At 63.4% G+C, this 13,340-nt stretch carries 11 protein-coding genes; 2 read left to right on the top strand and 9 right to left on the bottom strand.

Annotated elements, in window-relative coordinates; genetic code table 11:
- Position 1 precedes the first annotated feature (1 nt).
- Positions 2–412 carry a group III truncated hemoglobin gene (locus tag ACMUJL_RS04440; protein ID WP_375570184.1) on the bottom strand — a complete coding sequence of 137 codons (411 nt, stop codon included), beginning with the start codon at positions 410–412 and terminating at the stop codon, positions 2–4.
- A 245-nt stretch (positions 413–657) separates the two neighbouring features.
- Between ACMUJL_RS04440 and ileS the strand changes: the two genes are divergently transcribed.
- Positions 658–3,585: an isoleucine--tRNA ligase gene (gene ileS, locus ACMUJL_RS04435; RefSeq protein ID WP_416914138.1), complete on the top strand. Its 2,928-nt coding sequence runs from the start codon at positions 658–660 to the stop codon at positions 3,583–3,585.
- Positions 3,586–3,688: 103 nt separating this feature from the next.
- Here the strand turns inward: ileS and ACMUJL_RS04430 are convergent, their stop codons facing one another.
- The 4 genes from ACMUJL_RS04430 to fsa are packed head-to-tail and all read right to left on the bottom strand — an operon-like array spanning position 3,689 to position 6,733.
- Positions 3,689–4,387: a CDP-alcohol phosphatidyltransferase family protein gene (locus ACMUJL_RS04430; protein WP_068291986.1), complete on the bottom strand. Its 699-nt coding sequence runs from the start codon at positions 4,385–4,387 to the stop codon at positions 3,689–3,691.
- Positions 4,384–5,328, bottom strand: a complete 945-nt coding sequence (locus ACMUJL_RS04425; RefSeq protein ID WP_375570188.1) for a tyrosine recombinase XerC — start codon at positions 5,326–5,328, stop codon at positions 4,384–4,386. Before ACMUJL_RS04425 ends, ACMUJL_RS04430 begins: the two co-directional genes overlap by 4 nt.
- Positions 5,325–6,032: a DUF484 family protein gene (locus ACMUJL_RS04420; RefSeq protein WP_375570190.1), complete on the bottom strand. Its 708-nt coding sequence runs from the start codon at positions 6,030–6,032 to the stop codon at positions 5,325–5,327. The genes ACMUJL_RS04425 and ACMUJL_RS04420 overlap by 4 nt, the downstream gene beginning before the upstream one ends.
- Before the next feature lie 47 nt (positions 6,033–6,079).
- On the bottom strand, positions 6,080–6,733 hold the full coding sequence (gene fsa / locus ACMUJL_RS04415; protein ID WP_068291977.1) for a fructose-6-phosphate aldolase: 654 nt from the start codon (positions 6,731–6,733) through the stop codon (positions 6,080–6,082).
- A 90-nt stretch (positions 6,734–6,823) separates the two neighbouring features.
- On the opposite strand from fsa, the gene ACMUJL_RS04410 reads away from it, so the two are divergent.
- Entirely contained in the window at positions 6,824–9,013 is a 2,190-nt protein-coding gene (locus ACMUJL_RS04410) for a primosomal protein N' (protein WP_375570193.1), read from the top strand.
- A gap of 455 nt (positions 9,014–9,468) precedes the next feature.
- Here the strand turns inward: ACMUJL_RS04410 and ACMUJL_RS04405 are convergent, their stop codons facing one another.
- The 4 genes from ACMUJL_RS04405 to ACMUJL_RS04390 all read right to left on the bottom strand — a co-directional run bounded on the left by ACMUJL_RS04405 (position 9,469) and on the right by ACMUJL_RS04390 (position 13,318).
- A complete protein-coding gene (locus ACMUJL_RS04405) occupies positions 9,469–10,425 on the bottom strand; it encodes an IS5 family transposase (RefSeq protein WP_375568772.1) in 957 nt (318 codons plus the stop codon).
- Between the two features lie 63 nt (positions 10,426–10,488).
- On the bottom strand, positions 10,489–10,764 hold the full coding sequence (locus ACMUJL_RS04400) for a hypothetical protein (RefSeq protein ID WP_375570195.1): 276 nt from the start codon (positions 10,762–10,764) through the stop codon (positions 10,489–10,491).
- A gap of 497 nt (positions 10,765–11,261) precedes the next feature.
- Positions 11,262–12,146 (bottom strand): formyltetrahydrofolate deformylase, encoded by an 885-nt coding sequence (gene purU, locus ACMUJL_RS04395; protein ID WP_068291971.1) that lies wholly within the window; start codon positions 12,144–12,146, stop codon positions 11,262–11,264.
- Positions 12,147–12,256: 110 nt separating this feature from the next.
- Positions 12,257–13,318, bottom strand: a complete 1,062-nt coding sequence (locus ACMUJL_RS04390) for a YeeE/YedE family protein (RefSeq protein WP_375570197.1) — start codon at positions 13,316–13,318, stop codon at positions 12,257–12,259.
- Between the last annotated feature and the right edge of the window lie 22 nt (positions 13,319–13,340).

Raw genomic sequence — 13,340 nt, 5'->3', positions numbered from 1 at the left:
GTCATCGCAGGCGCGGAATGCCGCCGGGGCCGATATCGCGATCTGCCACGCCCATGCGCAGGCCGCGCCCGATGCGATGGGCCAGCGCGGACCAGGCCGCAGCCGTGTTGGGCGGCAACTGGCGCCGCAGCACCCCGTCGAACAGCGCCAGCCAGACCTCGAACTGACCCGCGCGCACATCGCCGGCCTGCACATGCACCCGCTGCGGATTGCCGTCATAGCTGCGCTCGTGCAGGATCGCGTTGGCCCAGAACCGGGTGATCTTTTCCTCATGGGCGGGCCAGTCGGTGACATGGGCTGCAAAGACCGGACCAAGGCCGGGATTGCGGCGGATCAGGTCGTAGAACTCTTCGACCACGCTTTCGATCTGCGGGCGGGTGACATGGAAGCGCGGGGGAAGGGGGCTGTTCATGGCCCCGGTGATGCCCTTTGCGCCTGTGATCCGCAAGCGGGCAGATCGCCTCATCCCGCCTCTGGACGCTTGGCGGCCATGGGCCTATAAGGTGCCCATGCATATGGTAGTTGCGATATCTCGGCGAATTACCGGCCCGGCGCCCTGATCCTGCCCATGGATCCACGGGCCGCCGGGAAAAGGCGCATGGACTGCCGCGCCGCCCCCATCCTCATTGTGAATTCGCTGACTGAAGGACGCCCCTGATGAGCGCCGAAACCCAAGACTATAAAGACACGCTGAACCTGCCCCGCACCGAATTTCCGATGCGCGCGGGCCTGCCCCAACGCGAGCCCGACTGGCTGGCCCGCTGGGAGAAGATCGGCGTCTATGACCGCCTGCGCGACAAGGCAAAAACCACCGCGCGTCAACCCTTTACGCTGCATGATGGCCCGCCTTATGCGAACGGTCACCTGCACATCGGGCATGCGCTGAACAAGATCCTCAAGGATATGGTCGTGCGCAGCCAGCAGATGATGGGGCGTGATTCGCGCTACATCCCCGGTTGGGATTGCCACGGCCTGCCCATCGAATGGAAGATCGAGGAACAGTACCGCGCCAAGGGGCTGGACAAGGATGAGGTTGACGTTGTGGCCTTCCGCCAGGAATGCCGCAAGTTCGCCGAAGGTTGGGTCGAGATCCAGCGCGAGGAGTTCAAGCGCCTGGGCATCACCGGCACTTGGGACAAGCCCTATCTGACGATGGATTTCCACGCGGAAGCCGTGATCGCGGCCGAGTTCCAGAAATTCCTGATGACCGGCACGCTGTATCAGGGATCGAAGCCCGTGATGTGGTCACCTGTGGAAAAGACCGCGCTGGCCGAGGCCGAGATCGAGTATCACGAGCACAAGAGCCACACGATCTGGGTGCCGTTTAAGGTGCGCATCGTGGCTGGAGAGGGTGAGTCCGCTTCAAACGATCTTCGCAAGGCCCGCGTGGTGATCTGGACCACCACGCCCTGGACGATCCCGTCCAACAAGGCCGTAGCCTATAACCCCAAGCTGGCCTATGGCCTTTACCGCGTTGATTTAACGCAAGAGGAAAGCTGGACAAGCCCCGGTGATCTTTATCTTTTCGCCGATGCCCTGGCCGAGGAGTGCCTGACCAAGGCGCGTGTGACCGCCTTTACCCGCCTGCGTGACGTGACCGCGGACGAACTGGCCGGGCTGACGCTGGACCATCCTTTCCACGGGATCGAGGGGGCCAACGGTTTCTGGGATTACGACGTGCCGATGATCGACGGCGATCACGTGACGGACGATGCGGGCACAGGTTTTGTGCATACCGCGCCCAGCCACGGTGCCGATGACTTTGACTGCTTCGTCAAGCGCAACTGGCTGGACCGGATGACCCATAACGTGGGCGAGGAATCCGAATTCCTGGCCCATGTGCCCTTCTTTGCCGGCCTCAAGGTGCTGGATCACAAGGGCAAGGAAGGCAAGGCGAACGCCGCCGTGATCGAAAAGCTGGTCGAGGCCAAGGCGATCATCGCGCGCGGGCAGCTCAAGCATTCCTATCCGCATTCCTGGCGCTCCAAGGCGCCGGTGATCTTCCGCAACACGCCACAATGGTTCGCCGCCATCGACAAACCCGTGGGCGACGGGCAGGACACCTATGGCACCACGATCCGGCAGCGCGCGCTGACCTCGATCGACCAATTGGTGACATGGACGCCGCAGACCGGGCGCAACCGCCTGTATTCGATGATCGAGGCGCGTCCCGACTGGGTGCTGTCGCGCCAACGCGCCTGGGGTGTGCCGCTGACCTGCTTCACGAAAGTGGGCGCACTGCCGACCGATCCCGATTTCCTGCTGCGCAACATCGATGTGAACGAACGCATCCTGGCCGCGTTCGAGGCCGAAGGCGCGGATGCCTGGTACAAGGACGGCGCCAAAGAGCGGTTCCTGTCCGGCATCGTGAACCCGGCTGAGTGGAACAAGGTCGATGATATCCTGGATGTCTGGTTCGATTCAGGCTCTACCCATGCATTCGTGCTGCGCGACCGCGCGGACGGGTCCGAGGACGGACTGGCCGATCTTTATCTTGAAGGCACCGACCAGCATCGCGGCTGGTTCCATTCCTCGATGCTGCAGGCCTGCGGCACGCGGGGGCGCGCGCCCTATCGCGGTGTTCTGACCCATGGCTTCACCCTGGACGAGAAGGGCAACAAGATGTCCAAATCGCTGGGCAACACCGTGGCGCCCGAACAGGTGGTCAAGCAATATGGCGCGGATATCCTGCGGCTATGGGTGGCACAGTCGGATTACACCGCCGACCTGCGGATCGGGCCCGAGATCCTGAAAGGCACGGCAGACGGGTATCGCCGTTTGCGCAATACCATGCGCTTCCTGCTGGGATCATTGGCCGATTTCACCGAAAGCGACCGTGTCGCGCCTGCCGACATGCCGGAACTGGAACGCTGGGTGCTGCACCGTCTGGCCGAACTGGACCAGAAGGTGCGCACGGGCTATGCCGCCTATGATTTCCAGGGCGTGTTCCAGGCCGTGTTCAACTTTGCCACGGTGGATCTGTCGGCCTTCTATTTCGACATCCGCAAGGACGCGCTTTACTGCGACGGGGACACGCCCCGCCGCCGCGCCGCGCGCACCGTGCTGGACATCCTGTTCCACCGGTTGACCACATGGCTGGCCCCGGTGCTGGTCTTCACCATGGAAGAGGTCTGGCTGGAACGCTTCCCCGGCGAGGACAGCTCGGTTCATCTGCAGGACATCCCCGAGACCCCGGCGGATTGGCTGAATGCCGAACTGGCCGCGAAATGGGCCCGTGTGCGGACCGCGCGTCGCGTGGTGACCGCGGCACTGGAGGTGCAGCGCACCGCCAAGGCGATCGGCGCCAGCCTTGAAGCGGCGCCAATGGTCCATGTGGCCGATACCGATCTGCTGGAACTCTTGGGTTCTGTCGTGTTTGAGGATGTCTGCATCACATCGTCCGTGGGCTTGAGCAGCGCAGCGGCACCCGATGACGCCTTCACCCTGCCGGATGTGCCCGGCGTGGCGGTGGTTTTCCACGCAGCCGATGGCGACAAATGCGAACGCTGCTGGAAAATCCTGCCTGATGTGGGCAGCCATGCGCATCACGGCGTCTGCGGCCGTTGCGACGCGGCACTCGGCTGAGCCGCGTCGCACCCGTGGCCGCGGGTGTGATTGGATATTTGAAGCAAGAAGAAACAGGGGGCGGAGCGCAGGCTTCGCCCCTTGTGCGTTGCATCGAGCGTGCTCAGCGCGCCGTGCGTTCCGGGATGATCTGCTGCGCGATGCCTGCAAACAGCAGGTAGACCGAGGTCAGCACCAGGCCCCAATGCGCCCAGCTTTCCGGATGGAAATCCACCCAGGCCGCCCAACCCGCAAAGAAGGTCCAGGCAAGCGCCATGGGCAGAGACAGGTTGCGCCAGCGTTCGGTGCGCACCGGATGGATGAACTTGAGCGGAAAGAACATCGCCACGGCCAGCAGCGAGACAAGGATCAGGATGATCCAGAAGTCGGGCGAAAGCGCGAAGAGCACAAGGACCAGCATATTCCAGCAGCCGGGGAAGCCCGAGAAGGAATTATCCTTTGTTTTCATGCGCGTATCGGCGAAATACATCGCACTTGCGAAAGTGATCACGATGATCGCGAACCAGCCGGTCCAGCCGGGCAGCAGATCGGATTTGAACAGCGCGAAGGCGGGAATGAAGACATAGGTGAGGTAGTCGATGATCAGGTCCAGAAGCACGCCGTCGAATTCGCCCGCGTATTTCTTGACCTCGTATTTGCGCGCAAGCGGCCCGTCGATCCCGTCTACCGCGAAGGCCACGACCAGCCACAGGAACATCAGGCTCCATTTGCCATCCACGGCCGCCAGCATGGCCAGCATGGCAAAGACGGCGCCGGTGGCCGTCAGAAGATGTACCCCAAGCGCCTTGATCTGCGGTGTCATGCGGCCCCCTTGGCGCCATGGGCCGCGCGGGGGTGGCTGGCGTCATAGACCTGCATCAGCCGCGCGGTGTCGACGGCCGTATAGGCCTGCGTGGTGGACAGCGAGGCATGGCCCAGCAATTCCTGGATTGCCCGCAGATCGCCGCCTGCGTTCAGCAGATGGGTGGCAAAGCTGTGGCGCATCGCGTGGGGCGTGGCGCTTGCGGGCAGGCCCAGTTGCAGCCGTGCCTGTTCCATCACCTTCTGGATCGCGCGCGGGTTCAAGGCACCGCCCCGCACGCCACGAAAGAGCGGCTGATCCGCCTCAAGCGGGTGGGGGCAGATCCGGGCATAGCGGTCCACGGCGTCGCGCGCCGCGGGGATCACGGGCACCACGCGTTCCTTGCCGCCCTTGCCGGTGATCCGCAGCACAGATGGCAGCGGCAGGTCCGCGCCGGTCAGAGACAGCGCCTCGGATATCCGCAGACCACATCCGTAAAGGACCGTGACCACGGCCATGTCGCGTGCGGCAACCCAATCCTGGCGCGCCTGCAATTCGACCCTGTCGATCATGGCGCGCGCCGCATCCTCGGCCAGAGGGCGGGGCAGCTTGCGCTGGAACTTGGGCGACCGTGTGGACAGCACCGCCGTCGGCTCGAACCCCTCGCGCGTGGCAAGCCAGCGGTAGAAGGATTTGACCGCCGACAGCTTGCGCGCCAGCGACCGTGCACCCACGTCGCTGCTGCGGGTCCGCGCCATCCAGGCGCGCATGTCCGACACGCTGATCCGTGCCAGGGCCGACAGACCCTGCGGTGCGCCGGAATGGGCCGTCATGAATGCAATGAAATCAAGCACGTCGTGGCGATAGGCCTCGATCGTGTTCTCGGATGCCCCCTTGAGGGTTTTCTGCCCCTCCAGCCAGGCGCGAAGTGCCTCGGCTGCGGCGGGCGAGACCAGGCTCATGACAGCCAGCGGCGCATGGACCGTTCGAATACGCCGGCGAAAAAGCCAAGAAGGTCAGTGCCCTGGCTGGGGTTGAACTGATGCGGATCCTCGGACCCCATCACCAGCATCCCGGGCAGGCGCCCGGCACCGAAGTCCAGTTTCAGGCAGGCCTCGGAGCGGATCCAGCCGGCCTTGTCGCCATAGATGGCGGGGCTGCCTTCCTGCATCTGGCGCAGCGTCACCTGACGCTGCGGCGCATCGCGCCCGGCGCTGAGGTAATCCGCGACAAAGCCGGGTTGCGCCACGCGCAGCACCTCGCCCAGGCGCTGCACCACCGGGTCCTGATCGTTCTGCACCGATTCAAGCACCAGCCGGATACTGTCCACGCGCAGGATTTCGGCGACAGGGCCGCCGAGATCACGCAGGAACACTTCGAATTCCATCGGATCGAGCATCCGCAGGATCGCGCGATGGATCTGGTTGGTGCCGGCAAGGTTGTCATAGGCGGCGGCGATCACGCTGCGATGGGTATCTTCCAGACGGTCAAGCCGCGCCTCGAGACGTTCCATGGCAATGCCGCGCAGATCCACGATATTCGCGCCCATCATCCGTTCGTTCGCGACGATCAGGGCGCGCATCAGGTCGCGATCCTCGAGGATGACATCGGGTTGCGCCATGATCTTTTCGCGCAGCGCGCTGTCCATTCCGGGTTTCGTGCTCATTCCTGCCTCGGGTCGTTTTCTTGATTTGCCGGTCTTATAGCACGGGGTCAGAGGATTTTCTGCCCCGTTTTTTCCCAATCCTTCAAAAACGTCTCAAGACCCTTGTCCGTCAGAGGGTGGCTTGCCAGTTTCTTGATCACCTCAGGCGGGGCCGTCATCACATCCGCACCGATGCGCGCGCAATCCAGCACGTGGTTGACCGAACGGATCGAGGCGGCAAGGATCTGCGTCTCGAAGCCGTAATTGTCATAGATGGTGCGGATGTCCTCGATCAGCTCCATCCCGTCCAGATTGATGTCATCCAGACGCCCGATGAAGGGGCTGATGAAGGTGGCCCCCGCCTTAGCCGCCAGCAGTGCCTGGTTGGCGCTGAAGCACAGCGTCACGTTGACCATGAAACCCTCGCCCGACAGGACCTTGCAGGCCTTCAGCCCGTCCCAGGTCAGCGGCAGTTTCACCGCGATATTTGGCGCGATGGCGGCCAGCTTGCGCCCTTCGGCGATCATTGCCTCTGCCTCGAGCGCGACCACTTCCGCACTGACCGGACCATCGACCAGTTCGGCGATTTCGCGTGTCACTTCAAGGATGTCGCGGCCTGACTTGAGGATCAGCGAAGGGTTGGTGGTCACGCCGTCCACCATGCCCAGATCGTTCAACTCGGCAATGGCGGCGATTTCTGCGGTATCGACAAAGAACTTCATGACGCTCCCTCGGGGCTTGGCCTTTTGTTGCCTTGGCTTTACCCCATAGTGCAGAACCCTGAAACCCCTTTCACCGAAAGCCGCAGCCCCGTGAGCGATTTCTACCACCATGGCGACCTGATCGCGGTGCTGACCACGCAGCCGCTGGACCGGACGCTGGACTACCGCGCGCCGGAAGGGGGGTGTCATGCCGGGGCCTTCGTCGAGGTGCCGCTGGGGCCGCGCCGGGTGATGGGGGTGGTCTGGGGGCCGGGGCAGGGCGATTTCGACCTTGCCAAGGTCCGCTATGCCAGCCGCGTGCTGGATGTGGCGCCGATGCGCGAGGAAATGCAGGATTTCCTGACGCGCGCCGCCGAATATACGATGACGCCGCTGCCTGCGATGCTGCGGCTGGCCACCCGTGCGCCCGGATTGGGCGATGCACCCGCGACGCGGCGGATCTACCGGCTGGGGCAGGGGGCGCCCGACCGCATGACGCCTGCGCGCCAAAAGGTGCTTGAGGTGCTGCGCGACTATGGCGGGCTGGCCTTCACCCTGCGCGAATTGGCCGAGATGGCGGGCGTCTCGACCGGCGTGGTCAAGGGCTTGGCGGCCCAGGGCGCGGTGCTGGAAGAGGACAGCCCCCGCGACATGCCCTTCCCCACGCTGGATCCCGCGCTGCCCGGCAAGGCGCTGAACGAGGATCAGGCGGCGGCGGTCGTGGCGCTGCGCGCGGCCATCGCGCGCGGCACCTATGGCACGACGCTGCTGCGTGGGGTGACCGGATCGGGCAAGACCGAAGTCTATCTTGAGGCCGTGGCCGAAGCCCTGCGGCAGGGGCGTCAAGCCCTGGTGCTGCTGCCGGAAATCGCGCTGACGGCGGAATTCCTGACGCGGGTCGAGGCACGGTTCGGCGCGCGCCCTGCCGAATGGCATTCAGGCGTGACGGTCACCGAACGGCGCCGCATCTGGCGGATGGTTGCCGAAGGTGGCGCGCAACTGGTGGTCGGGGCGCGATCCGCGCTGTTCCTGCCCTACCGCGCGCTTGGCCTGATCGTGGTGGATGAGGAGCATGACACCTCGTACAAGCAGGAGGATGGCGTGCTTTACAACGCCCGCGACATGGCGGTGCTGCGCGCGGCCATATGCGGTGCAAGGGTGGTTCTGGCCTCGGCCACGCCCAGCCTTGAAAGCTGGGCCAATGCCGAGGCGGGCAAATATGACCGGCTGGTGCTGACGGATCGTTTCGGCGCGGCCGTCCTGCCCGAGATGCGCGCCATCGACATGCGGGCGGAAACCTTGCCGACGAACCGCTGGATCTCGCCCACGCTGCAGGCGGCGGTCAATACGCGCATCGCGCAGGGCGAGCAGGCGCTGTTGTTCATCAACAGGCGCGGCTATGCCCCCACGACCGTGTGCCGGGCCTGCGGGCATCAGATCGGCTGCGATCATTGCGACGCGCGGATGGTGGAGCATCGATTCCTCAAGCGGCTGGTCTGCCATCAATGCGGTGAGACGAAACCCATGCCCGAGGTCTGCCCCGCCTGCGGTGTCGCGGGCAAGCTGGCCCCGGTGGGGCCGGGGGTGGAGCGCCTGACCGAAGAGGCGCAGGCGCTGTTCCCGCAGGCGCGCGTCGCCACCTTGTCGTCGGACATGTATGCCAGCGCGCGCGCCCTGAAGGCCGAGATCGAGAATATCGCGGCCGATGGGGCCGATATCATCATCGGCACCCAGCTGGTGGCCAAGGGGCACAACTTTCCGCTGCTGACGCTGGTGGGGGTGATCGATGCCGATCTTGGGCTGCAAGGGTCCGACCTGCGCGCCGCCGAGCGGACATTCCAGCTGATGCGGCAGGTTGCGGGGCGCGCGGGGCGGGCCGAAAAGCGGGGGCAGGCGCTTCTGCAGACCCATCAGCCCGAACATCCGGTGATCCGCGCCATTCTGGCGGGCGACGAGGAAGGATTCTGGCGCGCCGAGGCCGAGGAGCGGCGGCAGGCGGGGGTGCCGCCTTACGGGCGGATGGCGGGGATCATCATCTCGGCCAATGACGCGCAATCGGCTTTCGAACTGGGCACGGCGCTGGCGCGGATGGACGGGCCGCTGCGCCAGATCGGGGCGCAGGTCTACGGGCCAGCCCCGGCCCCCATCGCAAGGATCAGGGGGCGGCACCGGGTGCGTCTGTTGATCCGGGCCGACAAGGGCGCGCCCCTGCAGGCGGCGCTGACCCGCTGGCTGGCGCAAGTGAGGCTGACGGGCAGCCTGCGGCTGGCCGTCGATATCGATCCGCAGAGTTTCTACTGAAGGGGGCTTTGGGGGTGTCCCATGATGGGGCATTTTTCATTATGATAAAAATCAAGGGGTTACGCAGGCGCGTTAGGGGTATTTTAACGGGTTTGCCGTTAAGTCGCGTTGGTCGGCTTTGCGGGATGGAGCAGGCATTCGTGAGCAAGTGATTTTAGGTTTAATCATTTTTTGGTGTGACGCGGGGCACATTCTCTAGAAGATGTTTATCAAATGATGCCGTTCCAAGTGGCACATCTTTCATCAATTCGATGACTAAATCATAGTATTTTTCTGCAGTGAAATTATCGCCGATGGCTCGGTACTTATCTAAGGAAAGTCTGATCAACGGCCTCGGCTGCGCCGATATTGCCGCTTGAGGGCACTATGGGGCCAGACAAGCACCGTTTCCAGTGATTTTGGCGCTGTTTGAGCCGCCTGAGCGGCGTTGATGCCGATTTCCGACAGACTCGTCCTCATGCCAGTAGCCGTCGTCGGACGAGGAACAGGTTGCCGAGCGCGAACAGTGTGAACAGATGGGCCCGGTTCTTTGCCAAACCGCGATACCGCGTTTTCATGTGACCGAACTGCCGCTTGATGACCCGGAAGGGATGTTCGACCTTGGCGCGCACCATGGCGATGATCCGGTTGATCTCCTCGTCGATGGGGTCGAGCTTGCCGCCCTTGGGCGCCTTGCGCATCACACCCCAGACCTTGCCATCCTTGCTGAACGCAGCCTCGCGCTCGGCGCTGACATAGCCCTTGTCGGCCCAGACCGACTTCTCTTCGCCATGGAGCAGTTCATCCCAGACCCGGCTGTCATGCACCTTTGCGGTCGTGGCCTCTAGGCTGTGGACAGTGCCGCTGTCCACGTCGACACCGACATGGGCCTTCATGCCAAAATACCAGTCATTGCCCTTCTTTGTCGAAGACATCTCGGGGTCCCGCGCCCTGGCCTGGTTCTTGGTCGAAGACGGCGCATCGATAATCGTGGCATCCACCAGCGTGCCAGAGCGCAGCGTGATCCCCTTGTCTGCCAGATGCGCGTTCACTTCGGCGAAGATCACCTCGGTCAGCCCGTGACGCTCAAGAAGATGCCGGCAGTTGAGGATGGTGGTCTCGTCGGGGATGCGGTCATAGCCCAGTTCGATCCCAGCGAAGCGGCGCATCGCTTCACTGTCATACAGCGTCTCTTCGGCCATCGGGTCGCTCAGGGCGTACCAATTCTGTAGGAAGTAAATGCGCAGCATCGTCTCCAGCGGCATCGGAGGCCGCCCGCCCTTCGGCCCAACCTTCGGGTAATGTGGCGCGATCAGCGCAAGCAGCCGCCCCCACGGAACCACCGCATCCATCTCTGCCAGAAACTGCTCGCGCCGTGTGATCTTCTTCTTCATCGCGTCGCAAAGGCCGGGAATGGCGGGCTGTTTGGGCATGAACACGGTCTCCTTCGATCGATGCCCGCAGCCTACCACATCACACTGAAACCGGCAGGTTTTTCAGACTTTCCCTAAGCACGCTTTGCTGTGTGAGAAATGAACAGGAATTGCAGATAATGCTGCATTGAAGCGCATTGACGGCTCAGGATCATTTTTCCCCTCTGAGGTAAGCACAAATCTAAAAGCTATGAGCGCTTCGATTACGCGTTTTTTGCTTTCGGATATAGTATCGTCATGTGCAACTTGCAGTTGCTTTCGAAACTGCCAATACTGATATGAAATAGCCACAAGAGCCGCAACCAAAGCAAACAACCCAGTACCGATTACCTCGTTCATTGCTACTCTCTATTCCTACTTGTTACGATGATACGCAATTTCCAGCAATATGGCGGAGAATTGCCGCCTTCCCTTGCCGCAAGTACGCTTGACAGGTCGTACATGCAGGCACAGTACGCATTGGTTTGTATCTCCGATCGAAATCTTTAACAAGCCAGAACGGTGGATCAACGTGCCTGTCTTAGCCCCAAGCCGCAGCGATTTCATATGTCCGCTAAGGCCTTAAACCGCTCCCTTGCATAAAGTCGCACGGTTGCCGCCACGCGGGGTGGCGGAGCGGAGAGCGACAGATGCTTCAGGACCCTGCGCGGAGTCAAGGTGCGCAGCACCGCCGCGCAATCGCCGACACGCCCCCCGGGGCGGCGATTTTGCTACCGTGGTGGCATTAACTGAGGTTCGATGACTGGGCGGGGATAAACTGCCCCGGAATTATCGTCGCATCGCCTCCCCGCGTGTCGGCGACCGCGCGGCGCTTGAGGCGGGCGTTGGGTCCTCCCTTACCCCATCCGTTCCGAGGCGTAGCTGCCGGGGCTGGCGGGGAAGACCACGGTCTTGTTGCCGTTCTGGAACACGCGGTGGTGGATATGGGCGTGGATCGCGCGGCTGAGGACCTGTGCCTCGACGTCGCGGCCAAGGCTGACGTAATCCTCGGCGCTTTGGGCGTGGGTGATGCGCACGGTGTCCTGTTCGATGATCGGGCCTTCGTCCAGATCGGCGGTGACGTAATGGGCCGTGGCGCCAATCAGCTTCACGCCGCGTTCATAGGCCTGTTTATAGGGGTTGGCCCCCTTGAAGCTGGGCAGGAAGGAATGGTGGATATTGATGATCTTGCCTGACATTTTCTGGCAGATCGCATCGGACAGCACCTGCATGTAGCGCGCCAGCACGATCAACTCGGCGCCCGATTCCTCGACCAGGGCCATCAGGCGGGCCTCGGCCTCGGGTTTGTTCTCTTTCGTGACCTTGATCTGGTGGAAGGGCAGGTCGTGGTTCACGACGACTTTCTGATAGGTCATGTGATTGGACACCACGCCCACGATGTCGATGGGCAGCGCCCCGATGCGCCAGCGGTAGAGCAGGTCGTTCAGGCAATGGCCGAAGTTCGACACCATAAGCAGGACCTTCATCCGCTCGGATGCGTCATGGATCGCCCAGTCCATCGCGAAGGTCTCGGCGATGGGGGCGAACCCCTCGCGCAGCGCATCGCGTGCAGCGCCGGTTTCGGCCTGAAAGGTCATGCGTGCAAAGAACATGCCCGTCAGCGGATCGTCAAACTGGTGGCTGTCGGTGATGTTACAGCCGTTGGCGGCCAGAAAACCGGAAATCGCCGCGACGATGCCACGGGTCGAGGGGCATTGGACAGTCAGTACATGGTGGGTCATCGGTCTCTCCGGGCAGGTCTGTTGCCCGGTTGGTATCAGCCGCCCGGATCACGCGACAGCCCGGAAACGACAGGCGCATGCATCCGCGCGACGCAGGTTCAAGCGGTGGCTCAGGCAGTGACCGCGCGGCCCTGTTGATCGACCACCATATCGGTCAGGATCGCGCCAACCCACATGGCGAAAAGCGCAAGCCAGGCGGTGCCCACGAAGATCGATCCGCCGGTCACGCCCGCGCCGATGGCGCAGCCGCCCGCCAGCATCCCGCCGAAGCCCATGAGGGCCGCACCGAAGATGGCACGGCGCATGTTGCTTTCGTTCTCGAAGCCCTGGAACTTGAACTCGCCCGCGAGGACCGAGGCCAGGAACGATCCCAGGAACACGCCGGGCACCAGTCCGATGTCGAATTCCAGCACCGAGGCGCGGTCCAGCGTGAACATCAGCGTGCGCGCCGAAGGCCCGGTGAAGCTGGCGCTTTCGATCTGCACGGGCTCAAACGCGATCTGCGACAGCCCGAAGGTCAAGACCCAGCCAAGGGCCACGGCAAAGCCCACGCCCGAGGCGAAGACAAGGCGCGAGACCCCGATCCGGTTGCGCCGCGACAGTTCCAGCGCCAGCAGGGCCATGGCCGCGCCGATGGCCAGCCCGCCCCAATCGGGCAGATGCAGTGCCGACAACAGGTTCATGTTGCGCCCGCCAGAGGTGACCCAAAGCCCTGCCAGCCAGTCGCGCAAGGGGCCAAGCCAGCCCGTGATGCTCATTTGTGCGACCACCGCGAAGATCAGCCCCGACACGATCGAGCGCAGGTTGCCCGTGGCCCCCAGCACCAGAAGGCGCCCCGAACAGCCGCGCGCCAGCACCATGCCCACGCCAAACAGAAGGCCGCCGATGATCGCGCCAGACCAGCTGCCCGGCACCGCCATCATGCGGGCATCGGCGCTGCGCATCAGCCCCAGCATCTGTGCACCCTGCACCCAGACGATGGCGGTGGAAATCGTCAGCAACCAGACCGCGACCTTGTCGCCCAGCTGGCCGCGCGCGAATTCCACTGCCGCCGCGCGCAGGCAGAAGCGCGAGCGTTGCGCCGCCACCCCGAAGACCACGCCGGTCATGAGGCCAAGAACGGCCGCCGTCGGCTCTTCGCCGATCCATTCCACAAGGCTGAGTATGTCCATCGTTCCGTTCCCGTCATGCCGA

The sequence above is a fragment of the Seohaeicola sp. genome (genome assembly GCF_048006315.1).
Taxonomy (GTDB): Bacteria; Pseudomonadota; Alphaproteobacteria; order Rhodobacterales; family Rhodobacteraceae; genus Seohaeicola.
Note: the sequence above shows the minus strand (reverse complement) of the source record. Positions and strands in the feature narration are given on the sequence as shown.